This is a genomic window from Rhodococcus sp. MEB064 (assembly GCF_000834565.1).
Taxonomy (GTDB): domain Bacteria; phylum Actinomycetota; class Actinomycetes; order Mycobacteriales; family Mycobacteriaceae; genus Rhodococcoides.
Map to the genome: position 1 here is coordinate 59,019 of NZ_JXQS01000074.1, position 24,499 is coordinate 83,517.

The 24,499-nt window shown below is 65.8% G+C and carries 23 protein-coding genes; 6 read left to right on the forward strand and 17 right to left on the reverse strand.

Features of this window, described 5'->3' with window-relative positions:
- Nucleotides 1-28: 28 nt before the first annotated feature.
- The 4 genes from RU01_RS21320 to RU01_RS21335 all read right to left on the reverse strand — a co-directional run bounded on the left by RU01_RS21320 (nucleotide 29) and on the right by RU01_RS21335 (nucleotide 3,320).
- Complete coding sequence (locus tag RU01_RS21320; RefSeq protein ID WP_042576590.1) at nucleotides 29-898, reverse strand: sugar phosphate isomerase/epimerase family protein; 870 nt, start codon at nucleotides 896-898, stop codon at nucleotides 29-31.
- 61 nt (nucleotides 899-959) lie between these two features.
- A complete protein-coding gene (locus RU01_RS21325; protein ID WP_042576591.1) occupies nucleotides 960-1,229 on the reverse strand; it encodes a GntR family transcriptional regulator in 270 nt (89 codons plus the stop codon).
- 21 nt (nucleotides 1,230-1,250) lie between these two features.
- Entirely contained in the window at nucleotides 1,251-2,210 is a 960-nt protein-coding gene (locus RU01_RS21330; protein ID WP_042576679.1) for a substrate-binding domain-containing protein, read from the reverse strand.
- Nucleotides 2,211-2,339: 129 nt separating this feature from the next.
- Nucleotides 2,340-3,320, reverse strand: a complete 981-nt coding sequence (locus RU01_RS21335; RefSeq protein WP_042576680.1) for a LacI family DNA-binding transcriptional regulator — start codon at nucleotides 3,318-3,320, stop codon at nucleotides 2,340-2,342.
- A gap of 184 nt (nucleotides 3,321-3,504) precedes the next feature.
- On the opposite strand from RU01_RS21335, the gene RU01_RS21340 reads away from it, so the two are divergent.
- The 4 genes from RU01_RS21340 to poxB all read left to right on the forward strand — a co-directional run bounded on the left by RU01_RS21340 (nucleotide 3,505) and on the right by poxB (nucleotide 8,113).
- Nucleotides 3,505-4,680, forward strand: coding sequence for a Gfo/Idh/MocA family protein (locus RU01_RS21340; protein WP_042576592.1), 1,176 nt, complete (start codon nucleotides 3,505-3,507; stop codon nucleotides 4,678-4,680).
- A gap of 31 nt (nucleotides 4,681-4,711) precedes the next feature.
- Nucleotides 4,712-5,710 (forward strand): sugar phosphate isomerase/epimerase family protein, encoded by a 999-nt coding sequence (locus RU01_RS21345; protein ID WP_042576593.1) that lies wholly within the window; start codon nucleotides 4,712-4,714, stop codon nucleotides 5,708-5,710.
- A 338-nt stretch (nucleotides 5,711-6,048) separates the two neighbouring features.
- Nucleotides 6,049-6,327, forward strand: coding sequence for a hypothetical protein (locus RU01_RS21350; protein ID WP_042576594.1), 279 nt, complete (start codon nucleotides 6,049-6,051; stop codon nucleotides 6,325-6,327).
- Nucleotides 6,328-6,379: 52 nt separating this feature from the next.
- Nucleotides 6,380-8,113: a ubiquinone-dependent pyruvate dehydrogenase gene (gene poxB, locus RU01_RS21355; RefSeq protein ID WP_042576595.1), complete on the forward strand. Its 1,734-nt coding sequence runs from the start codon at nucleotides 6,380-6,382 to the stop codon at nucleotides 8,111-8,113.
- 207 nt (nucleotides 8,114-8,320) lie between these two features.
- Here poxB and RU01_RS23270 read toward each other — a convergent pair whose 3' ends face one another.
- The 6 genes from RU01_RS23270 to RU01_RS21385 form a co-directional block, all read right to left on the reverse strand.
- On the reverse strand, nucleotides 8,321-9,496 hold the full coding sequence (locus tag RU01_RS23270; RefSeq protein WP_052493406.1) for a DUF6924 domain-containing protein: 1,176 nt from the start codon (nucleotides 9,494-9,496) through the stop codon (nucleotides 8,321-8,323).
- On the reverse strand, nucleotides 9,460-10,482 hold the full coding sequence (locus RU01_RS21365; protein WP_156149037.1) for a hypothetical protein: 1,023 nt from the start codon (nucleotides 10,480-10,482) through the stop codon (nucleotides 9,460-9,462). Before RU01_RS21365 ends, RU01_RS23270 begins: the two co-directional genes overlap by 37 nt.
- A gap of 152 nt (nucleotides 10,483-10,634) precedes the next feature.
- Nucleotides 10,635-11,618, reverse strand: coding sequence for an ornithine cyclodeaminase family protein (locus tag RU01_RS21370; protein WP_042576597.1), 984 nt, complete (start codon nucleotides 11,616-11,618; stop codon nucleotides 10,635-10,637).
- A 3-nt stretch (nucleotides 11,619-11,621) separates the two neighbouring features.
- Nucleotides 11,622-12,542: an ABC transporter substrate-binding protein gene (locus tag RU01_RS22305; protein ID WP_052493407.1), complete on the reverse strand. Its 921-nt coding sequence runs from the start codon at nucleotides 12,540-12,542 to the stop codon at nucleotides 11,622-11,624.
- Nucleotides 12,543-12,584: 42 nt separating this feature from the next.
- The gene (locus RU01_RS21380; protein ID WP_042576683.1) at nucleotides 12,585-14,024 is read right to left on the reverse strand and encodes an MFS transporter; all 1,440 of its coding nucleotides are present in this window, start codon (nucleotides 14,022-14,024) and stop codon (nucleotides 12,585-12,587) included.
- A 185-nt stretch (nucleotides 14,025-14,209) separates the two neighbouring features.
- Nucleotides 14,210-14,824: a GntR family transcriptional regulator gene (locus RU01_RS21385; protein WP_042576598.1), complete on the reverse strand. Its 615-nt coding sequence runs from the start codon at nucleotides 14,822-14,824 to the stop codon at nucleotides 14,210-14,212.
- Nucleotides 14,825-15,024: 200 nt separating this feature from the next.
- On the opposite strand from RU01_RS21385, the gene RU01_RS21390 reads away from it, so the two are divergent.
- Nucleotides 15,025-16,053 (forward strand): LLM class flavin-dependent oxidoreductase, encoded by a 1,029-nt coding sequence (locus RU01_RS21390; RefSeq protein ID WP_042576599.1) that lies wholly within the window; start codon nucleotides 15,025-15,027, stop codon nucleotides 16,051-16,053.
- 231 nt (nucleotides 16,054-16,284) lie between these two features.
- On the opposite strand, the gene RU01_RS21395 is transcribed toward RU01_RS21390, so the two are convergent.
- The 7 genes from RU01_RS21395 to RU01_RS21425 all read right to left on the reverse strand — a co-directional run bounded on the left by RU01_RS21395 (nucleotide 16,285) and on the right by RU01_RS21425 (nucleotide 23,488).
- A complete protein-coding gene (locus RU01_RS21395; RefSeq protein ID WP_042576600.1) occupies nucleotides 16,285-16,575 on the reverse strand; it encodes a hypothetical protein in 291 nt (96 codons plus the stop codon).
- A 625-nt stretch (nucleotides 16,576-17,200) separates the two neighbouring features.
- Nucleotides 17,201-18,151: an isocyanide synthase family protein gene (locus RU01_RS21400; RefSeq protein ID WP_052493408.1), complete on the reverse strand. Its 951-nt coding sequence runs from the start codon at nucleotides 18,149-18,151 to the stop codon at nucleotides 17,201-17,203.
- Complete coding sequence (locus tag RU01_RS21405) at nucleotides 18,148-19,380, reverse strand: cytochrome P450 (RefSeq protein WP_042576601.1); 1,233 nt, start codon at nucleotides 19,378-19,380, stop codon at nucleotides 18,148-18,150. Before RU01_RS21405 ends, RU01_RS21400 begins: the two co-directional genes overlap by 4 nt.
- Nucleotides 19,377-20,594: an MFS transporter gene (locus RU01_RS21410; protein ID WP_156149038.1), complete on the reverse strand. Its 1,218-nt coding sequence runs from the start codon at nucleotides 20,592-20,594 to the stop codon at nucleotides 19,377-19,379. The genes RU01_RS21405 and RU01_RS21410 overlap by 4 nt, the downstream gene beginning before the upstream one ends.
- Before the next feature lie 2 nt (nucleotides 20,595-20,596).
- The gene (locus tag RU01_RS21415; protein WP_197074852.1) at nucleotides 20,597-21,397 is read right to left on the reverse strand and encodes an ABC transporter ATP-binding protein; all 801 of its coding nucleotides are present in this window, start codon (nucleotides 21,395-21,397) and stop codon (nucleotides 20,597-20,599) included.
- Complete coding sequence (locus RU01_RS21420) at nucleotides 21,394-22,458, reverse strand: FecCD family ABC transporter permease (RefSeq protein WP_042576603.1); 1,065 nt, start codon at nucleotides 22,456-22,458, stop codon at nucleotides 21,394-21,396. Before RU01_RS21420 ends, RU01_RS21415 begins: the two co-directional genes overlap by 4 nt.
- Nucleotides 22,448-23,488 carry an ABC transporter substrate-binding protein gene (locus tag RU01_RS21425; protein ID WP_042576686.1) on the reverse strand — a complete coding sequence of 347 codons (1,041 nt, stop codon included), beginning with the start codon at nucleotides 23,486-23,488 and terminating at the stop codon, nucleotides 22,448-22,450. Before RU01_RS21425 ends, RU01_RS21420 begins: the two co-directional genes overlap by 11 nt.
- A 260-nt stretch (nucleotides 23,489-23,748) precedes the next feature.
- On the opposite strand from RU01_RS21425, the gene RU01_RS22310 reads away from it, so the two are divergent.
- Nucleotides 23,749-24,453 carry a DUF5134 domain-containing protein gene (locus RU01_RS22310; protein ID WP_051613296.1) on the forward strand — a complete coding sequence of 235 codons (705 nt, stop codon included), beginning with the start codon at nucleotides 23,749-23,751 and terminating at the stop codon, nucleotides 24,451-24,453.
- Nucleotides 24,454-24,499: the final 46 nt, after the last annotated feature.

Below are 24,499 nucleotides of genomic sequence, written 5' to 3' on the forward strand. Positions count from 1 at the left end.
CAGCATGGTCGGCGCCGGCCGACCCGTGTCACGAGTACTTCTCGACGTACTTGTTCATGGTGTCGAGTTGGCGCCGGGAGACATCGTGGGCGTTCTCGTTCTCGGCGAAAACGCTCGACACCATGACGGTGTCGTTGTCGTAGAACCCGAGTTCGCCGAGGCCGCCGAAGAACTGGTCCCAGTCGACGTCCCCGTCGCCGATCTCGAGGTGCTGATGCACCCGCACCGCGTTGCCGGGTGGGTTGGTGATGTACCGCAAGCCGTGCGAGCGGTGATGGTCCATCGTGTCCGCCACGTGCACCAGACGCACCATGTCCCCGGCGGTGGCCATGATCACCGGCAGGTCACCGCCCATGTGGAACTGGTGGCACGCCACGATCACCATCCCGATGTTGGGAGAATTGACCCCGCGGATGGTGCGGATCGCGGCGAGCCCGTCCTCGACGAAATCGTCCGGATGCGGATCGATGAGGACGTCGAGCCCTTCGCGTTCGATGATGGGGACCAGTTCCTCCATCGACCGGTAGAACGCCCGCTCGGACTCCTCCGGCTTCTCCGGTCGACCGGAGAACTCGGTGTTCATCGTCGACACCCCGAGGTCGACGGTGATCTGGATGGCCCGCTTCCAGTAGCGGACAGCCGCCTCGCGGGCGTCCTCGTCGGGACCGGACCAGCGCAGCACCGGCAGCACCGACGCAATGCCGACGCCGGCGTCCGAGCAGGCTTTGCGAAACTTCGCGACCAACCCGTCGTCGGCCTTGGGGTGACCGAAGAACGGGATCATGTCCACGTGCGGGGTCAACTGCAGCCACTCGTAGCCGAGGTCGGCGACGACCGCGGGCAGCTCGAGCAGCGAATGCGAATGATGGAACGGGGTGGGATCGAGCGCGATCTTCATGAAGTGTCCTGTACTGATCGGGAGTGAGCGTCGGCGTGATCTCGTTGGTGCACAGCGGCAGTCACGAGGCAAGCGACCGAGCCCGTGTGGTTCTGGCGACCAGGCCCCCGGAATCGACTCGCTGTGCGTAACCGTCTCGGACGAGCACGCGCTGAGCGTGGATGACGGTGTCGCGGGAGACTCGCAATCTCCGCGACAAGGAGCGTGCGCTCTCCAACGCGCCGCCGTCGTCGAGTGCACCGGAGTCGACCAACTGCCGAACCTGTTGCACTATCTGGTGATAGATCGGAACCGGGCTCGACGTGTCGAGTTCGATGCGGTGATGCGGCATGGCTGTCTCGCTCCTACGGTCCTAGCGAGTGCCGCCGGCGGCGAGGTCGGCGATGGCGTCGATGTTGGTGGCGTCGATGAAGGACGGTCCCGTCAGCACGGCCTGCCCGCCGCCGAGGGTGTTCTTGTTGTTCAGGTAGAGCCAGAGCGAGTCGACCGCCAGGTATCCCTGCAGGTAGGGCTGCTGGTCGATGGCCCAGGCCACGTCCCCGGACTTCACGGCGTCGACGAGCGCACCGTTGGTGTCGAACGTCGCGATCTCGGCGTCACTACCTGCGGCACTGCGTGATTCGACGGCGGCGAGCGCGATGGGCGCGCCCAGTGTCAGGACTGCGTCGATGGTCGGATCCTGCTGCAGCTTCGCCTGGATGGTGGCCTGCACGGACGGCAGATCCTGGCCGTTGACGTTGAGATTCTCGATCTTGCCGCCGAAGCCCTCCGCGACACCGGCGCACCGCGCTTCGAGCGACACTGCCCCCTGCTCCTGGATGACGCAGACGGCATTGGTCGCACCGTCCGCCTTCAGGCGCTCACCGGCGGCGATCCCCGAGGTGCGCTCGTCCTGACCGAAGTATCCCTGGACTCCCATCTCCTTCCAGTTGTCGTAACCGGAATTGAAGGCGACGACGGGAACGCCGGCAGCGACGGCGGCTTCGACGTTCGGTTGCATCGCATCGGGTTTGGCCAATGTGACCGCCATGGCGTCGACGCCGGAGTCCAGCGCGTTCTGCACGAGGTTCGCCTGATTCGGCGCCTCGACCTCACCGTTGTACTGCAGGTCGATGTTGTCCTTGGCGGCAGCCGCTTCCGCTCCGCGCCGGATCAGATCCCAGAACGTGTCACCGGGAGGGGCGTGAGTGATCATGGCGATCGTGGCACGCGGAGTGTCGGCGACGCCGGCGTTCGCACCTCCGTCGGCCTGGTCGGGAGCGCCACCGGAGCTGCTGCACGCGGTGAGTGTGGTGGCGGCAGCGAGTGCCATGGCGACCGCAGCGCGACGTGTGGAGATCACGAGGAGTCCTACTTTCCAAGGAGGTAGACGGATCTATTTGACCGGTCTAGTAGCAGAACTATGACGTGGCACACAGGGCGCTGTCAAGAGGTGGTCAGGTCAGGACGGGACGGGACCCGACGTCGAACGAACGACCAGGCGTGGTCGCAGCACGACGGACCGTGGTTCGGTCCGTCCGTTGTCGAGTCGATCCACCGCGGCGTCGACGGCACTGACGGCCTGCTCGCGTGCCTCCTGGCTCACCGATGTGAGATCTACGTGCGCGAGCTGGGCCAGCACGCTGTCGTCGTATCCGGTGACCGACATCTGTTCCGGCACAGCGATTCCTGACCGTTGCAGTGCGTCGAGGAGACCCACTGCACTGCGGTCGTTCGACGCGACGACGGCCGTGGGGCGCGTGGCGCGCCGCATGACGGTCGCGGCAGCAGCCACGCCCGAGGCCTCGGTGAAGTCACCCTCGATGATGTCCACGTGGGCGTCGAGGCCGTGGCGGTGCATCGCTCGCACGTAGCCGGATCGCCGGTCCACCGCGATCGGGTTCGACCCGCCCGTCACATGGGTGATGCGCTTATGGCCGAGCCCCACGAGATGGTCGACGACCGAGCTCATCCCGCGGAGATCACCGGCGCGGACCACGTCCACGTCGGGCCGGGCCAGGCGCCGACCCACCGACACGATGGGCACGCGGGCGTTCCACAGGCTCAACAGCTCGGACTCCACCTCGGGACCGAGAAGTACGACTGCCTCGCAACGGAAGTCGAGCAGGGTGTTCATCACCGCCTCTTCCCCGTGCGTGGGAGTGAGTGCGCCGAGGACCACCTCGTACCCGCGTTCCGACGCGTGCTCGACGAGGTGCTCGACCATCTCCGCATGAAAGGTGTTGCGAATGTTCGTCATCACGCCGAGGAGGTGCGTGCGACGCAGTGCGAGCAACGCCGCACTGCGGTTCGGCCGGTAGTCGAGCTCCGCCGCAACGTCCATGACCCGCTCGCGCGTCGCCGCGCTGGGCCCCTGCACGCCACGAAAGATCATGCTCACGAGAGCTTTCGACACCCCTGCTCGATCGGCCACGTCCTGCATCGTCGTGGTACGGGAACGGCCTCCGCCGCGGGACACCGAGCTGTCGGACACGCGGATCCCCTCATCGGTCGGCGGGCAGCACCCTTGACAGGGGCGTGATGCGACTCTCATAGTAGACCTACTAGACCGGTTCAATAGACCGAGTCAGTGTCCCCCCACCACGAATCTCGAGAGAGCAGTTCTCATGACCCACGACTCGATCGGCGTCGCCGTCATCGGCGGCGGTATGGCCGGCCGCGCCCATGCTGCCGGATACCGCATGGCCTCCACTCTCTTCGGCACCGACCGGCCCGACGTCCGCCTCGTCGCCATCGCCGACACGAATGCCGCAGTAGCCGACGACACTGCGAAGCGTTACGGGTACGAGCGCGCCGAGTACGACTGGCAGTCGATCGCCGTCGCCGACGACATCGACGTGGTCAGTGTCGTCGTCGCGAACCATCTGCACCGCGAGATCGTCGAAGGTCTGCTCGCCGCAGGCAAGAACGTGCTGTGCGAGAAGCCGCTCGCCGGGTCGATCACCGATGCGGAGGCGATGGTTGCCGCCGCGTCGATGTCGTCCGGTATCGCCACCGTGGGGTACACCTACCGCCGCTCCCCTGCCGTCCAGGCCATCGCCGACGAGCTCGCAGCCGGCCGCCTCGGCGACATCGTGCACTTCGACGGCCGCTATCGCGCCGACTATTCACTCGACCCCACGGGTCCCATGACCTGGCGTTACCGAGGCGGCCCCGGCACCGGTGCGCTCGCCGACGTGGGCAGCCACCTGATCGACCTCGCCGAGTACGTCGCCGGGCCCATCACCGAGGTGCGCGGCGCCCAGTTCGCCACCGTGATCGGCGAGCGGCCTGTTCCCGTCGGCGTCACCTACGGACACACCAAGGCCGAGACGACCGGCGACATGGCCTCCGTCGAGAACGAGGACGTCGCCACCTTCACCGCGGCGTTCGCGGGCGGATTCGTCGGGACGTTCTCCGCCTCGCGTGTCTCCCATGCGAACCCGGACGGATTGTCCTTCGATGTATTCGGCACGAAGGGATCGGCCTCCTGGGCGCTCGAGCGCGCTGCCGAATTCCACATCTCGACCACCGACATCGACGACGCCGTCAACGGCCGTCGCCAGGTGATCGTCGGACCCCAGCACCCCTATATCCGTGGCGGACTCCCGATGGACGCCGGCGGCGTCGGTCACGGCAAGGCCGAGTTCTTCGCCTACCAGGCACGCGCCTTCCTCGACCAGGTCGCGGGGATCGACGGTCTGCCGCCTCTCCCCGACTTCGCCCACGGGTTGCGCGGTATGCAGCTCGTCGCCGCGATCACCGAATCCGCAGCGAACAACGGCACCGCGGTCAAGATCTGACCACTCGACCACCACACACTAAGGACCAGCCATGAAGCTCGGCGTCTACAACGCAATCCTGCACGACAAGCCACTCCCGGAGGCGCTGGCGACCATCGCCTCCCTCGGGCTCGAGGGCATCGAGATAAACTCCGGCGGGTTCCTCCCGCCGGTCCACATCCCCGTCGACGACCTCCTCGCCGGAACCGTCAGTGCAGCTGACTATCTCGCGACGTTCGAGGGAACGGGCGTCTCGATCGAAGGACTGAACTGCAACGGAAATCCGCTGCACCCCGATCCCGAGGTGGGACCGGAGGACGCCGACGATCTCCGCAAGTCCATCCGCGTCGCCGGACTGCTCGGCATCGACCGCGTCGTCACCATGTCCGGCCTACCCGCCGCACATGCCGGTGGCGCCTGGCCCGCGTGGCACGTCAATACCTGGGACTCCGGGTATCTCGACTCGCAGGACTACCAGTGGGACGAGGTCGCGGTGCCGTTCTGGAAGGAGATCGATGCCCTCGCCCGCGAGCACGGTGTCAAGATCGCCATCGAGATGCACCCGCAGAACCTCGTTTTCAACCCGCCGACCATGAAGCGACTCGTCGACAAGGTCGGCGCCACCCACGTGGGCGCGGAGATGGATCCCTCGCACCTGTTCTGGCAGGGCATCGACCCGGTCAAAGCTGTCGAATGGCTGGGGCCGTTGGTGTTTCACGCCGCTGCGAAAGACACGCGCATCAACCCGAACTGCGAGATCTACGGCGTACTCGACGATCGCTTCACCCGCATCCCGGAGGATCAGAACCCAGTGGGCCTCGGCGGCAAGCACGTGGTCAACAAGTGGCCCGAAGACTCGGCGTGGGACTTCGTCGCCGTCGGCAACGGACACGACACCGCCTTCTGGGCACGCTTCCTCCAGGCCCTGCACAAGGTCGACCCGGACATGGCCGTCAACATCGAGCACGAGGACACCGCCTACGGACCCATCGAAGGCCTACGGATCGCGGCGGAGACGCTGAAGGATGCAGCCCGGGCGGCAGGGGTCTGACGCTCTCGCACCGGTCGTGCTCGTAGATTTCCGGATGCCGCTGCGGTGCGCGGCATCGGCCAGATCGGCGGTGACTTGGAGGGAGATTCCTCAGGTTGAAGTCGCGCCTCAGTCTGAAAGCCGAGGAACTCTATCCGTGGCTCGACGAGCAGTTGGCCGGGTTCACCCCCTGACGAACGGCCGCGTGGCACGCTGACCAACTTCGCCTCACCGACAAGGGTGTGGTGGGCTTACCCACTGATCGGTGCGGTATCGGCAGCGGTTCTGGCTGCGCCGTGTGCGATCGCCGGCGTACGACTGGTTCGGCAACGCCGGCGACCGATGGTCGACCGGACGCAGTGAACGACCGCTCGACGGTGAGTTGGCGCCGTCACGCTCTTCTGTGGCCGGCGATCTGCTGCGCTCTCGCATCGATCTTCGCCGTCCTGTGGGTCGCGGCGCTGGGTGGGTCGACCACGACCTGGGGGTCGATTCTCGCGGTGTCGGCCCGGGTGCCGATCGCTGTGGTGGTGTCCGTGTTCGCTTTCGGCATCGTCGCCACGCTCGCGTCGAGTATCTACGCGCGTGATCTTTTCGCCGACGTGCCCGCACCCATCGACTGGGATCGCGAAGTCTGATTCAGCTGATTCCACCACGCTTCGGACGCTGATCCGGCGCATACTGTTCGCCATGGCAACCGTCGCAGACCACTTCGTGCAGACCCTGACCGAGAGTGGCGTGACCCACGTCTACGGTCTTCCGGGCGATTCGCTGAACGGCTTCACCGACGCGATCCGTCGGCACGACGGCATGACGTGGCAGCACGTCCGGAACGAGGAAACTGCCGCCTTCGCCGCAGCCGGTGACGCCGCGATCACCGGTGAACTCGCGGTGTGCGCCGGGAGTTGTGGTCCCGGTAATCTCCACCTGATCAACGGGCTGTTCGACGCGCACCGCAGCCGGGTGCCCGTGCTCGCCATCGCGGCGCATATCCCGCGCAGTGAGATCGGATCGCAGTACTTCCAGGAAACCCACCCGCAGAACCTCTTTCAAGAGTGCAGCGTCTTCTGTGAGCTGGTCAGTGACCCGGAGATGGCGGAGCACGTGCTCGCGATGGCGATGCGCGCGGCGATCGAGGAACGCGGAGTCGCGGTGGTCGTCGTTCCGGGCGAAGTGCTGCTGGCGCATGCCGAACAGAGAAAGGCCACCCCGGCAATCCGCGCCACGACGTCCCACGTGCGTCCTGACGACGTCTCGCTCGACGAGGCCGCGTCGATCCTCAACTCGTCGGACAACATCACCATTCTGGCCGGCGCCGGTGTAGCGGGTGCGCATCGGCAACTGCTCGAGATCGCCAGCGCTCTGCAGGCTCCTGTCGTGCACGCGCTGCGCGGCAAGGAGCATGTCGAGTACGACAATCCTTACGACGTGGGAATGACGGGTCTGCTCGGCTTCGCCTCCGGATACCGTGCAATCTCACATGCCGACGTTCTTCTCATGCTGGGCACCGACTTTCCGTACCGCAATTTCTACCCCGACGACGCGAAGATCATCCAGGTGGACATCCGTGGCCAGAACCTGGGCCGCAGAGCGACCCTGGACCTCGGCTTGGTGGGGTCCGTCGCCGATACCGTGGACGCTCTGCTCCCCCGTATCCACGCGAAGACGGACAGCAAGCATCTGGACACGTCGGTCAAGCACTACCGCAAGACACGCAAAAATCTCGATTCGTTCGCCGTGGACGACCGGCACCGCACACCCATCCGGCCGGAGTACCTGGCACGCATGGCAAACGAGCTGGCCGACGACGACGCCGTCTTCACCGTCGACGTGGGATCGCCCGTCGTATGGGCCGCCCGGTACCTGACGATGAACGGCAAGCGCCGGCTGCTCGGGTCGTTCAATCACGGATCGATGGCGTGCGCTCTCCCGTTGGCGATCGGTGCGCAGACCGCGCAGCCCGGACGGCAGGTGGTCGCTTTCGCCGGCGACGGCGGTTTGACGATGGGCTTCGGTGAGCTGATCACGTTGATGCAGAGTGGCCTGCCGGTCAAGGTCATCATCTTCGACAACTCGTCGCTGAATTTCGTCGAACTCGAGATGAAGGCTGCCGGCATCGTCAACTACGGCACCGACCTGAAGAACCCCGACTTCGCGGCTGTAGCACAGGCTTTGGGAATGTTCGGCCGACGAGTGCAGAAGCCGCAGGATCTCGAGTCGGCCCTGACCGACGCGTTCGCGTACGACGGTCCCGCCGTCATCGACGTCGTCACCGCGGCGCAGGAGCTCTCCATCCCTCCCAAGATCACCCTCGAACAAGCGAAAGGGTTCACGCTGTACGGAATTCGGACGATCCTGTCCGGCCGGGCCGACGAACTCGTGGACCTCGCGGACACGAACGTCCGTCGCCGAATTTTCGACTGAGAGATTCGTCGCCTGTCCCCCTGGTGTGGCTGGTCGACACCGATGGACGTGCAATGTTGGCGGAACTGCCCCGCGAGCGCGAGAACGGGCTGGTCGCACCGCCCGCACTGGTAGCGCTGGACGCAGTGACACTCGTTAAGGCACTGCGGCTGGGCGAGGCGTCTGTGAATATCTGTCGTATGACGGTGCGGCCCACCATGAATAGCGCTAGGCGTGACTTGCGGCAACCACCCGCAGCCCTTCCGGTGGCACTTCCCGGACGATGAACTCGTTCTCCACTGCGGTCACGACGGCAACGTAGAACATCGGGTTACCGTCGATCTGGACCGAGCAGCCGATGCTGAACCCCTCGAGCCTCGGGATTCGCCGCAGGGCGGGCTCGACGTGCCCAATCATGTCCGGGCCGTGCAGGCGCACCGCCTCCGCTGTGACCGCGCGCCGCACAGCCTCGCGGTCGACGAGGTCGTCGTCGTCGGTGAGCGACGACAGCGACACCATCTCGGGGGAGATGAACGGTACCTCCAGCACCGCCGACGGGTCGGCGCCACCGTCGTGCACCTGCTGATCGGTCGGCGGAAGGAACTCGAGTCGATAGGCCGCCAGGGGCCGGTGGGAGCCCACATCGAGCAGGAACGACCAGTGCGCGCCGTGCACGGGCACCGAGCCGTGCAGTGCCGGCCCCCCTCGGGCCGCGACCTTACGGAACTCGTCATACCCGACGAGCTCGGTATCGGTACGGCTGTCGTAGTCGGCCGCCAGCAGTTGGGTGTGCACGTCGGCCATCTCCGGCTCGAACAGCTGGATCGGGTACGGGTACTTCCAGCCGTCGATCTCGCGGTGGAAACGTCGTAACGCGTCGGTGTGCAGATGACCGGCGATCCACCCGGCCACGTCCCGAGTAGTCACCGACGCGACGGGTTGCGCAGGTTCCGGGAAGCCGCGGAAGACGCCGTCTGCGTCGACGCTGTCCGCGAAGTCGTCGAAATCCATGTTGGCGAGCGACAGATTGTTCTCGATGCTCCACATCTCCGACGGAACTACTCGGAAGGTCTTTCCGCGCGGACGCTCCGGATCGTCGTCGGCGGTCTCGACGACGACAATGGGATGTTCATGGTTCTGTACCGTTTCGGTATCGGCGACAAAGATGTAGTACGGCGGCGGGTCACCCAACGCCAGCAGGAGTTGCTCGATGGACCAGCCGTCATGATCGGAGTTGTCGATACATGTCAGTACGGCTTCGAACTGCATGTCGTCGCCTTGGTCGACAGGTGCCATGGCGGCGAGCGCGACTTCACGCCAGGCCGCGTCGTCGGAAAAGTCGGTCCGGATGAGCAGCGACTCCCCCGTCAGGTGATCGGCGAGCACACGCCCCGTTCCGAGCATCTCGCGAATCTCCGCTTCGCGTCGTGCGTGCGCTTCTTGGTCGATCTCGGCCGTGATGTCTGCGGCATCGCGTCCGGCGGGTCTACGGGCACGATCGACTCGATGATGCGCTCGCAGTCCTCCTTGCGCATCTCCTCGTAGGAACGGATCTCGTAGGTCCATTGACCGATGCCTCGACGATGACGGGCCGGGGTTTGGTCGTTCGGCCAGGTCACCTCGGGCTCACCGATCGCGGTCACCCAACGGCGAAGCGTGAAGTGCGCAGTTTGTCCCCCGACTGCCAGAACGAGTTCACCTGTACGAGGATCCCCCGATTGAGGCGTGGTGGTGATCGTCATCGGCAACCAGGTAGGAACTGCTCGGGCGATGCCTGCCAGGGCCTGCTCTCGCTCCTGCTGCTCGCGTTGCATGCGGGCCATCTCGTCGGCTGCCGGGCGTGACGGTCCCGACCAGCGGAACAGGTCGGTGTCGAATTCCTCGTCCAGGACCGGGTTCTCGAGTTCCATCCACTGGTCACCGTACTGCCACCGCAACGCAACTCCCAGTTCGGCGTCGATCACGTACGTGATCTGTTCGGTGGAGTGTGGATCGGCGGCAGTCACTTCCCACCCGTCGCGCCCGCGCACGGTGACCGGTCGCGGAGCGGTCGGATCGGTGAAACGTGAGTCATCGAACCCGTGATTGCTCCTCTGGGGGAACGCGTCGTAGGCGCGCAGCAACGGGGACGGCGACCCCATGTCCATGTAGAACGTGTTCGCATTCTTCACCGCGTGGACCATCACGCCGTCCGCGTCACGCGACCACCGGTTGTCAGCGTTCTCGATGAATGTCGGTGATCCCGACTCGTCCTCGTGGCGCCACGACGTCGTTTCCGGCTCGTGGCGGACAAGCTGTCGAGATCCATCGCTTCGGTGCACGACACCGCGGATGGTGCGGCCCATCGTGCCGTAGTTCTGTGCTCGGACTTGTTCCCACTTCGGAGCCATGAGCAGAACGTACTCGAAGGTACGAAGTGTCGCCCCTGCCTCCGAAGTCCGGTGACGTTCTTCGTGGTGTGTCGACTGCGGCGAGCAGTACTCGAGCACGGGCGTCGAATCGGTGTTCCGTGCACGGGCGGCTTACGTGTGTCGAGGGCTTCTCACGCGCTGAGGTCGACCTCCATCCCGAGTCCGCGTTCGCGAGCTGCGGTGATGACGAGGTGGGCGACGGCGAGGTCTTCCGCTCCGATTCCGGTGGAGTCGAACAGTGTGATCTGCTCGTCCGATGACCGACCGATTCTCCGGCCGGTGATGACGTCACCGATTTCAGTGCTCAGGTCGTCTTCGGTCACCGCCCCCTCGGCGAGCGCCAGCACAGCGTCCCCGGACTTCGACAGCGCAGTGCTTCGACTGTCCACGACGACCCGCGACCGCGCCATGGCCTCCCCGTCCACTTCACGCTCGTTCGGGCGTGGCGCTGCACCGACCACGTTCAGATGCGTTCCGGTGGTGAGCCATTCGCCGCGCAGGATCGGCTGTACCGACGGGGTGAGAGTGCAGACGATGTCGGCGCAGCGGGCGATCTCTTCCACCGACGTTGCCGACCGCACCGGGAGATCGTCACCCTCGAGGGCCGTACGGAACGTCTCCACCGTGCTCTCAGATCTGGACCACACCAGGACACTGGTCACGTCCCGCACAGTGCGGATCGCGCGGACATGCTCGACCGCGAGCGCGCCGGCGCCGACGACACCCAGCACAGCCGGCCCCGGCCGTGCCAGGTATCGGGTGGCGACTGCACTGGCGGCTGCGGTCCTGATGGCAGTGATCGCACGTCCGTCCAACAGAGCGACGCATTCTCCGGTGCGAGTCGAGGTGACCAGCATCGTCGACCGCTGACGAGGAAGTCCGCGCGCACGGTTCGCGGGTGCGTCGCAGAGCACCTTGGCCACCGCCAGTTCCGCGACACCGGACTGGGCCACCATGGGGATGATGCGGGCGTCGTCCGTTCCGTTCATCGACGGCGGAACCGGGTTCTGGGCGCTGCCCTGACTCAATTCCACGAACATCCGCTCGACTGCTTCCAGGACGGTCGTGCGGTCCAGCAGCGCAGAGATCTCCGAGTGACGCAGTACCAGTGTCATCGTTCAGCCGACCGTCGTCAGTTCCGCAGCGTCGACGATGCGCGAGGTGACCAGGTCCTCGAACGCGGGGGCACGACCGACCATCTTCTCCTCGTGGAGGATGCGCATCCAGCGGTCGCTCGCAGCACCGTCGATGCGCACCGTGTCCCAGGTGCGGGACTGCTGAATCCTGGTGCAGGCGGCGGACAGAGTGGACAGCGGCATCGTGGGCCAGTGCTCGGCGAGCAAGGGTTCGAGTTCACTGACCGGAGTCGCCTTGACCGTTGCCATCGCAGCGTCCAAGGCGGATGTGAACGCGACCAACCGGTCCTGCAGTTCGTCGACACGATCGGTGCGGCAGTAGTACACACTGTTCGGGCCGAGCCCGCCGACGTCCGCGTACTCGACGACGATGTGTCCGGTGTGGCGGTCCGACATCGACTGAGCGGTCGTGATGTCGAGAATGATCGCGTCACCCAGTCCGTCCTCGAACAGTTCGACGAACATCGGCGTGGAGAGGTCGCGGAGGAACGTGGTGGCGGCGGAGTCGATTCCCGCTTCCCGCATCATTCCCGCGGTGATCGCATACGGCGCGCTACCACCGATTCCCGGCGCCAACACGGTCTTCCCGGTCAGCATCGACCAGTCGAATCCTTCCGGTGTCGGCTCTCGCATGACGAGCGCCTTGGGGAACTGGTGATTGAGCTGCGCGAATACGGTGAGCTGACGAGATGTCCCCCAGTACATTCCGGGAACCCACAGTCCGCCGAGCGCGATGTCTGCAGCACCGCTGTCGAGATCGTCGAGCACGCCGGTCCATGGGTCACACGCCTTCGCGTGCACCGACAGACCGCGCTCGGCGAACATGCCGGCGTGATCGGCGTAGTACTCGGGAAGGTAGTTCAGCCCGTGCGCGGTGGCGGAGACGAACAGTGACTCGGTCATGATGGATGTTGCCTTTCTGTTGTGGTGCAATGTATTCGAGTGTCAGGCTGCGACGAGTTCCTTCTCGTTCACTTCCTCGAGGGACTGTCCGAACGTCTCGGGTCCGAACCGGGCGACGACGACCAGGAGGACGTACATGGCCGCGATCATGAAGAACACTCCGGCCACTCCCGCGCGGTCGAAGAAGAAGAGAGCTGCGAACGGCATGACAGCGCCGGCTACATTGCCGATTCCGTTGACGATGGACGTGCCCATTCCGCGGATCGAGGTGGGGAACAGCTCCGGCGTCCACACCGACAGCATGGTGTTGAGCATCATGGTGAAGAACTGGAAGACGGCGCCGAGAACGAGGATGGTGGCCACACTGTTCGCGAGAGTCGCGAACGCGACCGCAGACATGCATCCGAGTACGGCCGCTGTCATGACAGTGGGTCGCCGCCGGACTCGACCGGCGAGATAGCACGCGGCACAGGCACCGAAGAGACTGCCGACGTTCATGATCATGGTGAACAGCAGAGAGTCCGTGAGCGAGTAGCCCCGCGAGACCAACAGGATGGGCATGAGGAACAGAAGGGTGACCTGGGCACCGAACGACATCCACGAGGCGGCTCCGACGGCCGCGGTGCGGCGCAGATTCTGCCCGCGGAACACCTCGGCGTACGACGTCGATGCGGTGGTGGGCAGGATGTCGGCATCGGTGACGAACTGCTTCGTCGGCCCCGGGTCGCGAAGCCCCGCGATCGAGCCGCTGGCTAGACGCGTCAGACTCCGATTGGCTTCGTCGACACGCCCTTTGGACAACAGGAACCGCGGCGATTCAGGAAGGTAACGCCGGAAGAACACCACCAGCAGCGCCGGCACGGCAAGGATGACATAGGTCCAGCGCCACGATGTGTCGTCGCCGCCGAGCACGCCTCCGAGCGGACCGAGCACGAGCATGAAGAAGCCGAACGATGCGATGTTGCCGATGCCTCCGGACGAGATGTTGAGAGTCGCCAGGAGGGACCCGCGGTGGCGGGTCGCGACCAGTTCGGCAAGAATCGCCAAGCCGACCGTGAACTCGCCGCCCAGACCGATGCCCACGATGAAGCGGCTCGCGAGCAGCATCTCGTAGCTGACGGACGCGGCACTGATCAGTCCGCCGAGGGTATAGACCAGAAGGTTCAGGCTGAGCGCCACGCGCCTGCCCCACCGGTCGGCGATGTAGCCACCGATGAGGCGGCCCACGAGCCCACCGATCACGGTGGCGGTGTTGATGAATGTCAACTGCGCGTTGCCGATTCCGAGAGAATCCTTGATGAGTGGGCCCATGGCGCCGGTGGAGTTCTGCTCGAGACTGTCGAAGAACAACCCCGCCATGAGCAGAAGGATGACGGCCCCCTGGACGCGGGTGAAACCGATGCGGTCGAGGGCGCTGGACAGCGCCGATGCCGGTACAGGATCGACGCCCGGTGGGATAGACGCCGGAGTGGATGTGGACATGGTGTGCTCCAGGGGACTGGACGGCACCGGGAACGGATGTCAGCCGGCGAGTCGCCTCTCCACGTGCTCCGAAACGACTGCCTACTTTGTATACAAATCATGTGTCATTCCGGTTGCTGACCGCTACGGACGTGTTAATCCCCTGATATACATCCTAGATAGTATACGAAACAGTGGTCGTCGACTCAGGTGCCGGTCTCGTCGCGCCGGAGATGCTCGTCCATGAGGAACCCCGCCTGGACGGGTGCGCCACCGAGGATGGCCGAGGCAAGGGCCGCGTGGTCGTGAACGGTGGCATCGGGATCGTCACCGAGACCCCACTCGACGCGCCGATTGACACCCGCCAACATCTCTCTGAGCTGGTCGTTGCCCGAAGCAATGGCAATGAGGTCGTGGAACGACCGGGCGCCGCTCCGGTCCGCGGGTGGTCCCCCGCCGCACTCCCGCGCCCGTTCGACGACGCGCGCCAGCTCGTCCGCCACCGAACCACCCCGGTTACGGGCAGCGAGCTGGGCGGCGAGAACTTCGAGCCCGTGCCGAACTTCGAGCAGCTCTCGATTGTCCTTGTGGAGAGTGGTCGACACCGTCGCACCGCGATACCGCACGGTGGTGACGAAACCTTCGGCTTCCAACTGCGCCAGAGCCTCTCGAACCGGCACGCGGGACACACCGAAACCCTTGGCGATGGTCTCCTCGACCAGCCTCTCCCCGCCGACACGGCGACCAGAGAGGATCTCCTCCCGCAAGTGTGCCGCGATCGTGTCGCCGGGTGACCTGTCATCCCCTCGATCCGCATCCACACGCGCAGTCTAGTTCTCCGCTTCGTCCTGTCCGGGACCGTGCCGATCAGCGATGGCACACCCGTCGACGGGCGGACAATGGTGTTCTCGTCATCGACACCTCGAGACTCGACGTGGCGCGGAACAGTTTCTCGGTCGAGATGGTTGACTTGTAAACTAACCAAGGGTCGACGTCGTGGCCCCGACCGAGAGGCTCAGCAATGCATGTAGGTGTGGACAGCTTCGTATCCTCCGTGACCGACCCGACCGACGGACGCGTGATCGGCGCTGCCGAGCGAATGGAGCATCTGCTCGAGGAGATCGCCCTCGCCGACCGGGTGGGTCTTTACTCGTTCGGGATCGGCGAGCACCACCGCAGCGAGTACTACGATTCCGCTCCGTCGATCATCTTGGCAGCCGCGGCAGCTCGCACGGAACGAATCCGGCTGGGCAGTGCGGTCAAGGTACTCAGTGCGGACGATCCGGTGCGAGTCTTCCAGGAATTCGCCACCCTGGATCTGATCTCGAAGGGGCGGACGGATCTGGTCGTGGGCCGCGGCTCGTTCACCGAGTCGTTCCCCCTGTTCGGTCTGGACCTGGCCGACTACGACTCGCTGTTCATCGAGAAGCTCGAGCTGCTGCTGCAGATCCGGGACAACGTCGAGGTGACGTGGTCGGGCAAGCACCGGCCGGCGCTGACGCGGCAGAGCATCTATCCGCGTCCCATGCAGGATCCTCTGCCGATCTGGGTGGGAGTCGGCGGCAGTCCCGAATCATTCGCTCGCGCAGGTCTGTTGGGGTTGCCGCTGATGATCGCGATCATCGGCGGTGAGCCGCGCCAGTTCGCGCCGCTCGTCGATCTGTACCGCCGCGCGGGTGCGCAGGCAGGTCATGCGCCGGAGAAGTTGAAGGTGGGCCTGCACGTGTTCGGGTTCGTCGCGGAGAGCACGCAGGCGGCGGCGGACACCATCTACCCCGGGTGGAACGAGATGTTCACGAAGATCTCGCGGGAGCGAGGATTCGCGCGACCGACCCGAGCGCAGTTCGATGCCACGTCCGGACCGAACGGTGCCTTTTTCATGGGTGACCCACAGACGGTGGCCGACAAGATCGCGCGAGTGGGCGAACAGCTCGGCGGTGTGGATCGGTTGTCTCTGCAGATGACCAATCCCCGGTTGGCTCACAGTGATCTGCTCCGCGGCATCAAGCTGCTGGGAACGGAGGTCGCACCGCTGGTGGCCGATCTGTGACCGTGGGCTCGATCATGACGAGCTAGCGGACCTGCGGCCGGCTCTGCGGAATTGCTCGGACGCGTTCGACCTCGATTCCCAGCCGACGTAAATTTCGTGGAACTCCGCCCGCCGTCCAAGTTCGGACGGCGGGCTCTGGCGCGAGATTGCATTGTGCCCCGCCCGTAAAAGATTCGATTCACAGTCGCCGATCCCTCGACCGGTAGGGCGCCCGGCCGGGCCGGCCTAATCTCAGGTCCCGGGTAAAGGATCGGTCCGCCTCGTCGTTGGCGTATTCCGGGACGCCGGTGTGCCCACCCATATCGGCGTGCAATGTTCGGTCGTGGTCCACAGTGCGGTGATGAGCTCGTCGCCCGCGGTCGATATCGGAGATCGGAGTTCGACGGTGTAGATGTACGGCAGGGGCGCTCCCACGATGCACAGCAACTCCCACTCCGCCCGGGGGACGATGTCGCCGCCCGAATTCTCGATGTAGCGGACGGTGGCACCCCAGGCGTCGCAGTAGGCGCGAGCAGCGTGCACCGCAGGTCTATCGGACCCGGTACAGACAGCTTTGCAGCCGCCTGAGCAGGCACATGCGTCGTTCGATATTGCCGAGAGGACCCGACACCGTGAGTTTTAAATTGAAAGTCACGAATATGTAGTGAGTGGCACCGAAACCAGAAGGGCCCCTGACCAGCATAACCGCTGATCAGGGGCCCTTTTTGGTGCGCCCACAGGGACTCGAACCCCGGACCCAGTGACTATGCCCGCCGAATGCCAGGAATCCCATTGGGACCATGAAAGTCCGCCTGACCAGCAGGGATTAAGAGTCACATGACCACACGGGACCACGACGATCCGGGGTGAGACCGAAATGAAAGTCATGAATAAGTAGTGAGTGGCCCGCGGAGTGTCAGGTGGTCCGCGTTCAGCGTCGATCGGCTGTCGGTAGATGTCTGCACTGGCAGAGCCGGATGAACCAGCCCACTCCAACGCTACTGGGGGGACTGACCCGTTCCCGCGCCCCTGACCGCGCAGCAGCGATTGGCGTTCATCACCGCCGCCAAGAGTCTCAGGATCACGATTAACGCGACACGAACTCGGGAGAGATCAGGCCGGGGTCACAGGGAGTGACACCCGGCGGAGCCACCTCGGTGGTCCGTCCTCACATCGCTGTGTAGTGGGAGATTCGTCCACCACTCAGTCGCGGGACACCTACTTTTCGAGCCTCGTCATGGCGGACCAATCGAGGCCTGCCGTCCGTTCCGTACAGGACGACAGAATGCCACGGTGTGGTCCACGCATCAGCATGGTCGAGCAGTCGAATCCCCAGCTTGTCCGCTCCGCGCGGTTGCGGGTGAATCGACAGACGCACGTGACTCGGAAAGTGCGCGGCGATCACCCGACCCCACCCCTGACTTCGCGACACGACGTGTCGCGCAGCGATCTTCGCTCGGCGATGTCGGTACGACCTGGTGTGGCCGTCACCGCTCGGAGCGTCCTCGGTCAGGAACTTGATCACCCCTCTGAGCTGCCGCGCGGCCGCCTCGTCGTGTCGGGCGCGTGCTCGCACGTCCTCGGGTCCGTCACACCAGGCGGTGTCGAGCAGTGTTCGTTTGTCCTCGAAGGTGCGGCCCGGCCAGAGTGCGCCGAGATCGAACCATTCGAGATGGCCAAGACGCTGGACGTCGAGGAGTGCACGCAGGGCGGTGCCGTACTCGGTGATGGCGCCGTCGTCCACACCGATGTGGTCGGCGAAGACGTGACCGTCCGAGCAGATGGTCAGTGTCGCCCCCGGTTCGTAGATCTCACCGATGCGCCGACACAGATCGTCGAGCTCCATCAGGGCGAGACGTTCTCCTTCGTCGGGCAGAACTCCACACACCTTGTCCAGGCTGGGCGACTTACAGGGAAAGGCGGGCAGCGTCATCCGAATGGGACGCTGCTGCAGAACGTGGGCCATGATCTGCGCGAACTGCGTCGACGCCTCGAGCGCTGCCGGAACCGCGGTCGGTGCCTCGCCGGGCACCGCGCGGCGTCGACCGAGAAGTATCTCAAGAATGTTCTCCGCCATCGTCACGTCGTCTCTCAGGTGACGGGGAAGCGTGACGGTCATGCGCTCGCACTCCGTCGGCACGAGTAGTGCACCGGCAGCGCGGCGACAGCCCGGGTGATCGGTGAACTCGACCAGTCGAGGTCGTCGTTGCGGTCGTAAGCACGCCTGAGCCCGTCCAAGCGAATGATCAATGCCGTCAACGCTTCCTGCAGCTCGACGCGTGCCAGACCGGCTGCCGGGCACGCATGACGCCCGTATCCGAATGCGAGGTGCGGATTCGGCGATCGGTCGATGCGCACGTCGTGAGGACACTCGAAGACCTCGGGGTCCCGATTGGCCGCTCCCAGAGCCACGATGACCGAGTCACCGGCCGGCACCGCCACACCGTCGATGTGATCGTCCGCCTCGAGGAACCTCCACGTCGTCAGATTGAAGGCCGAATCGTGGCGGAGCAGCTCTTCGACGGCGGACGGTACGAGGTCGGGGTGGTTCCGAAGCTGCTGGAGAACGGCCGGGCGTTCGAGTACTCCGACGAGGGCCAGTTCGAGTTGTGCGGCCACCGGATCCTGGCCGGCGGCGAACAGTTGAAAGATCATCGAGTCTCGTTCCTGCACAGTGATGATCGCTGCGTCGGCGGCGCGAACGATGTCGCCGAGCACGGTCTCGTCACGGGCCTCGCGTACCACGTCGTCGATGTAGTCCTGCAGTTCCACGAGGTTGTTCTCGTAGCGCTCTCGTCGCGGGTGTCCTGGCGGAACCGGAGCGACGACGGTCCGCCACTCGGGCTCGAATCGGTCCCGCAGATGATCCGGTAGCCCGATCGCGCGAGCGAGGGCGAGCATCGGCAGCGCCTCGGCGACGGCAGCGACCAGATCCACCGATCGATCGTCGGCCGTCGCCGGCATCGCGTCGATCAGAGCATCGATGTCGGCTCTGATCGCATCGCGGTGGGCTTCGGATCGGCGTGCCGAGAGGTGGTCTGTGACCAGTGATCGCATCCGTGTGTGGTGCGGTTCGTCCCTGTGGAGCAGGTGCTTCTGCAGCCGGGATCGTTGCGGCTCGGGCATGATCGACGCCTTGGCCAGGAACTCGGAGTTCGCTCTGACGTGGTCCTTCCCCAGTCGTTGGTCCGTCAGCGCACGTCGTGCAGCGGCGTGTCCGGTGATCAGCCAGGCGTCGAGCGCCGGGAAGGAGACCGCGTGCACGGTCCCGGACGAGGTCAGGGTTGCGAACAACGGATACGGGTCGGCGCGGTAGCGAGATCCGTCCAGCAGGGTGCGGTCTGTCATCGGGTGTCCTCTCGTGACGTGGTGCGATGGTGAGTTCGGTGGTGGGCGAGCAGGATGGCGGCGCACGCGGCGACCGCGGCGGCGACGGTGAGAGCAGGATTGGGTACGACGGGCGCCGTCCAGAGCGACGCCGCGATGAGAGGCCCGACGATGAAGCCTGTGGTTCTGGCGAGTTGCATGTGCGATGCCGCGATCGCGGCCCGTGCCGGAGCGACCGAGGACATCACCCACGCCTGCGCCGGGCCTCCGTAGAGCCCCATGCCTACCCCGACCAGCGCCAATCGCCATGCCAGCTCGCCGATGCTCCAGTCGCCGCGGTGCAGGACCATCGCGACGAGTCCGACAGTCACCGCCGCAACCCCGATCACGACGAGTCGAGACGGTCCGATGCGATCGGCGAGCATGCCCGCGACGAGACCGACCGCAGCCATGGCGGCCGCCTGGACGATGATGACCATCGCTGCGTCGGTGGCGGACCCGCCTGCCGCTTGCAGGGCGATCGACACCCCCAGCGGGACCACGGATGCAGCACTCGCGACCAGACCCACAGCCAGCACGATGTGTTTCGTCGGTGTCTCGTCCTCCGGCCGGCCACCGTCGCTCCGCGGCGGTCGGCCACGTGCCCCGGCGAGCGACCACGGCGGCGTCCGCGCGAGAATCCACCCGGCGGCGACACACGCCGGAATCTTGAGGAGCAGCGCGGACTGCCAACCGAAATTGTCGATGAGCGGACCGGCCAGAACCGGGCCCATCACGATCCCGAGTGACCCGAGTCCTGTGGTCACGCTCAGGGCACGAGCTCGACGCTGCGGGGACACCGCTCCCGTCGACAAAAGCGGCATGCAGACGAACAGAACCGCCGCCGCCGCACCCTGCAGCGTTCGCCACGCCGTGGTCCACACGATGCCGATCTCGTCGCCGGGCGCGAACGCGGCGAGCACTCCGGTGGCGGCGAAGAGAGTCAGTGCGCCGAGGACAGTGCGGCGCGCGTCGTGCGCGGCGAGGAAACGCCCGGCCGGAATCAGGCAGATCGTCAGCATCGCCTGATATCCGATGATGGCGATCTGCGCGACCGTCGTCGTCGTCCCCGTGTGTCGGGCGATCGCCGGCAGTGCGAGATTCAACGCGGACATCTCCATCATCGCCGTGAAGGAGAGAATCCCGGCAGCGACGACGACGATCCAACGGTCACCGCTGCGGACGATCGGGCTCACCGTCACGTCGCTTCGCTCAGATAGTCCACCGAGATCTGGACGCCTCCGGTGAGCGGATGTCTTCCGATTGCCGCACGCACGCCGAACACGTCTCGGAGCAGCGCACCGGTCAGGACCGCCGAGGGCGGACCCGACGCCACGATGGCGCCCTTCGACAACACGTGCACCTCGTCGCACACCGCAGCGGCGACGCCGAGATCGTGCAGCGTGATCAGGCACGTGCAGCCCGTGCGCTCGAGCAGCGCCAGCATCTGTACCTGGTGCGCTAGGTCGAGGTGATTGGTCGGCTCGTCGAGCACGAACACCCCGGCCCCCTGAGCGAAGCATCGAGCCAGCAGCGCTCTCTGCTTCTCCCCACCGGACAACGACTGGAAGGTCCTGGCTGCGAGATCCTCGATCTCCACATCGGCGAGAGCTCGATCGATCACCGCGCGGTCCTCCGACGACTCGCGGCGGAAGCTCGACTGGTGCGGGATCCGGCCGAGGGCGACGACGTCACGTACGGTCGCACCCGGTGCGCCCTCTCGTTCCTGCGGTACCGCGGCGACGAGGCGGGCCGACGCTTCGGTGGACATGGTCGACAGGTCGCGATCACCGACGACGATGCGCCCGTGCGTCGGTGACACGTGGCGGTAGACCGTGCGGAGCAGGGTCGACTTGCCGCTGCCGTTGGGCCCGACGATCCCGGTGATGCACCCTGCCCGAGCGAGGACGGAGACATCGGAGACGATGTCGTTGCCGGACAGTCGAACCGACAACTTCTCGATCGACAGCGGCACGGGCGGTGGTCCGGTGTCGGTCATGGGCGGCCGGTCCGTGTCATGAGAAGTACGAGCATGACCGGGCCTCCGAGCGCGGCGGTGACCACGTTCACTGGCAGTTCCTGATGAACCAGACGCGCTGCGACACGGCACGACAGATCGACGAACACCATCAGCGTCGCCCCGACCAGAGCCGCAGCGGGAAGCAGCCGGCGATGGTCGACACCGACGACGAAGCGGCACAGGTGAGGGACGAGCAACCCGATGAATCCGATCGCTCCCGACACGGCGACGATGACCCCCGTCATCAGGCTGACGACGACGAACACCTCACGGCGGACACGGAGCACGGAGATCCCCAGCGAGGACGCGGTCTCGTCGCCGAGCGCGAGAGCATTGAGGTGGCGGGCACGGCCGTAGAGCACTGCCGCGCCGAGTGCGACCCCGATGACGGTGACAGGTAGCTGCGACCAGGTGGCCCCGCCGAGCGAGCCCATCAGCCAGAACAGGACACTGCGGGTCTGCGCCTGGTCGTCGGTCTGCAGCACCATGAAACTGGTGATCGCGGTGAGGATCTGGCCGACGGTGACTCCGGTCAGGATGAGTCGGGTGGGCCCGAAGGTTCCGCCGATGCCGCCCGCGGCTCTGGTCACCGACCACACGACTGCGAGGGCGATGAGAGCACCGAGGAACGCCGCGACGGGAAGGACCACCGCGGATCCGATGATGCCGACGAGCGTCCCGACGACGCCACCCCCGAACACCAACACCCACACGGCACCGACGGAGGCTCCCGAGGAGATACCGAGGAGGTACGGATCCGCGAGATCGTTGCGCACCAGCGCCTGCACGGCGACCCCGACCGTCCCCAGACCGGCACCCACGACGACGGCGAGGATGGGGCGCGGGATGCGCACCTGCCACACGATGAGATCGATCGTGCCGGGGGCGAAGGGTGTACCGAGCAGACCTCCTCGAACGGTCGACCACACGGTCGACACGGGAACCGACGTCGATCCGTAGCTCACCGCCAGTGTGAATCCCGCGACGAGCAGGACCGTGGTGGCGCCGGTGAGCAGCGCGGCACCGCGGTCACGAACCATCGACGGCGTTCGCGATGGTCGCCACGGCGGCCGCATTGGCGATGCCGGGGAGCGTGGTCTCCTCCGCACCCAGGTCGATGAAACGTTGCTCGCGGACGGCGCGAAGGTCACGCGCTCGCGGATCGCTGCGGAGAGTTTCGAGCGCTGCAGCGTACTCGGCGGACTGCTCCGCGGCGGATGCCTTGTTCCTGACAGCGATCTGTATGAAATCAGGGTCGGCGGCGATGACGTCTTCCCAGGACACCGGTCGCATGCTCGTCGCATCGTCGGTGAATGCGTTACGGGCTCCGGCCAATTCGTAGATGGCGTTCGCGATCTGCTTACCGCCGACCGTGGTCATCCCCTGCGTGGTGTGGTCCGGCGAGTAGTAGAACACTGTCGGCCGGTCGTCCCGCGGTGGATGTGCGACGGCGACCTCGGCGATCGTGTCCTTCATGTCGGCCACGAGGTCGGCTGCGGGGGCAGATGCGTCGAGGATCGCGCCGATGCTCTCGATGTCGCGGTAGACGGCGTCCAGGTCCGTGCGGGCACCCTGGAGTGTCGCTGCGCAGGCACTCGACGACAGCACCACGTGTCGCATATCGGCAGCGGCCATCTCCTCCTCGGACAATCCGTCTCCCCCCATCATCTGCATCGATCCGAAGGCGTCGATGTACGCCTGCGCTCCGGTGGTGAGCAGGACCTCCTTGGGAATGCCACCGGTCGACAACACGGGAACCGTCTCCGCGGCCTCGCGGACGTCGTCCGGGAGCGTGGACACTCCGGACGCCCACCCGGTTCCGGCGACACTGTCCGCCCGCCCCAGACGGATCACCAGCTCGAGTGCGGCCAGATTGGCTGTCACCACCGTCGCCGGTGGCCCGTCGAACGTGGTGGGCTCACCGGCACAGTCCGCCACCGTGACGGGGAAGGGCGCGGGCCGGACGGCACCTCCGTCCGCCGTCGGATCGGGTGCGTCCACGGTCCGTGTGCACGCGGACGCCACCAGGGCCACAGCGACGAGCGCCGTCGAGAAGGTACGAGTGTTCATGCCTCGGTAGTCGGCTGTGGGCGCGGTCGGGTTCCCCTCCGTCGGGAATTCGTCCGGACGAGTGCGGTTGTGGTGCATCGGTTTCGGCTTCGAGAGCGCGGTCGTCGAGTCGAACCGGGACTGTCGGGAACTTTCGGTACGCGGCACCCGACCACTGGTGGACGATCACGGGCCTACGCGCCCGTGCGGCCCGAGCAGAGGAACGAACCGCGCATGCAGCCACGTGTGATGCCCACCTCGATCGTGGACGAGGACCGGTCGTGATCGCCGATGGCACGTTGCGCTGGATCTGTACGGCCCTGTTCGTCGCCGCCGCCGGCTATTGCGTGTCGCGGCTGGCCCACGTCGGGCGGACCCGCGGTGTGATCGATCATGGCCTGCACCTGGCGATGTGTGTGGCGATGATCGCGATGGCGTGGCCGTGGGGCCTTGTTGTACCCCTGCTCCCCCAGGGCGTCTTCTTCGGTGCGGCCACCCTGTGGTTCGTGTTCACGGCCGCGCAGGGTGTTCTCGCGAGTGTGCGGCGACGGGTGGACGTCGGTCGTCATGGTCCCGTGATGGCCGCTTATCACGCATTCATGATGGCCGCGATGGTGTGGATGGTGGTCGTCATGGCCGGGTGGTTGCCCGACACCGCCGCACACGATCATTCCGGTGGCGATTCGATGGCTGGTGACGCGTCCGCGCACGCCCATCACGCGGCGATGGAGACTTCTGCTCGGACGAGCGCGGGTTCGGAGTGGGTCTCCCTCGTATCTTTCGCTCTGACGCTGGCGTTCGCCGCGGCCGCGATCCTCTGGCTCCACCGCATGTTCGCAGTCGAACAGGACGCCGCCCTGGCCCCCACCACCGCGGAGCGCGGTGCAGTGGCCACCGTGGGACGCGTGTACCAGCCGCAGACCGTCGCCGCCGCGTGCGAGGTGGCCATGGCCGGCGGGATGGCCATCATGATGGGAGTGATGTGACGTCTTCCTCGACCCACCGTGACCAGTGCAGCGGCCGATGACACCG

Excerpts from the sequence above, each read along its gene's own strand:
- RU01_RS21320 (WP_042576590.1), bottom strand. The coding sequence starts at position 898 with ATGAAGATCGCGCTCGATCCCACCCCGTTCCATCATTCGCATTCGCTG.
- RU01_RS21325 (WP_042576591.1), bottom strand. The coding sequence starts at position 1,229 with ATGCCGCATCACCGCATCGAACTCGACACGTCGAGCCCGGTTCCGATC.
- RU01_RS21330 (WP_042576679.1), bottom strand. The coding sequence starts at position 2,210 with ATGGCACTCGCTGCCGCCACCACACTCACCGCGTGCAGCAGCTCCGGT.
- RU01_RS21335 (WP_042576680.1), bottom strand. The coding sequence starts at position 3,320 with ATGCAGGACGTGGCCGATCGAGCAGGGGTGTCGAAAGCTCTCGTGAGC.
- RU01_RS21340 (WP_042576592.1), top strand. The coding sequence starts at position 3,505 with ATGACCCACGACTCGATCGGCGTCGCCGTCATCGGCGGCGGTATGGCC.
- RU01_RS21345 (WP_042576593.1), top strand. The coding sequence starts at position 4,712 with ATGAAGCTCGGCGTCTACAACGCAATCCTGCACGACAAGCCACTCCCG.
- poxB (WP_042576595.1), top strand. The coding sequence starts at position 6,380 with ATGGCAACCGTCGCAGACCACTTCGTGCAGACCCTGACCGAGAGTGGC.
- RU01_RS23270 (WP_052493406.1), bottom strand. The coding sequence starts at position 9,496 with ATGCTCGGAACGGGGCGTGTGCTCGCCGATCACCTGACGGGGGAGTCG.
- RU01_RS21365 (WP_156149037.1), bottom strand. The coding sequence starts at position 10,482 with ATGGCTCCGAAGTGGGAACAAGTCCGAGCACAGAACTACGGCACGATG.
- RU01_RS21370 (WP_042576597.1), bottom strand. The coding sequence starts at position 11,618 with ATGACACTGGTACTGCGTCACTCGGAGATCTCTGCGCTGCTGGACCGC.
- RU01_RS22305 (WP_052493407.1), bottom strand. The coding sequence starts at position 12,542 with ATGACCGAGTCACTGTTCGTCTCCGCCACCGCGCACGGGCTGAACTAC.
- RU01_RS21380 (WP_042576683.1), bottom strand. The coding sequence starts at position 14,024 with ATGTCCACATCCACTCCGGCGTCTATCCCACCGGGCGTCGATCCTGTA.
- RU01_RS21390 (WP_042576599.1), top strand. The coding sequence starts at position 15,025 with ATGCATGTAGGTGTGGACAGCTTCGTATCCTCCGTGACCGACCCGACC.
- RU01_RS21400 (WP_052493408.1), bottom strand. The coding sequence starts at position 18,151 with ATGACCGTCACGCTTCCCCGTCACCTGAGAGACGACGTGACGATGGCG.
- RU01_RS21405 (WP_042576601.1), bottom strand. The coding sequence starts at position 19,380 with ATGACAGACCGCACCCTGCTGGACGGATCTCGCTACCGCGCCGACCCG.
- RU01_RS21415 (WP_197074852.1), bottom strand. The coding sequence starts at position 21,397 with ATGACCGACACCGGACCACCGCCCGTGCCGCTGTCGATCGAGAAGTTG.
- RU01_RS21420 (WP_042576603.1), bottom strand. The coding sequence starts at position 22,458 with ATGGTTCGTGACCGCGGTGCCGCGCTGCTCACCGGCGCCACCACGGTC.
- RU01_RS21425 (WP_042576686.1), bottom strand. The coding sequence starts at position 23,488 with ATGAACACTCGTACCTTCTCGACGGCGCTCGTCGCTGTGGCCCTGGTG.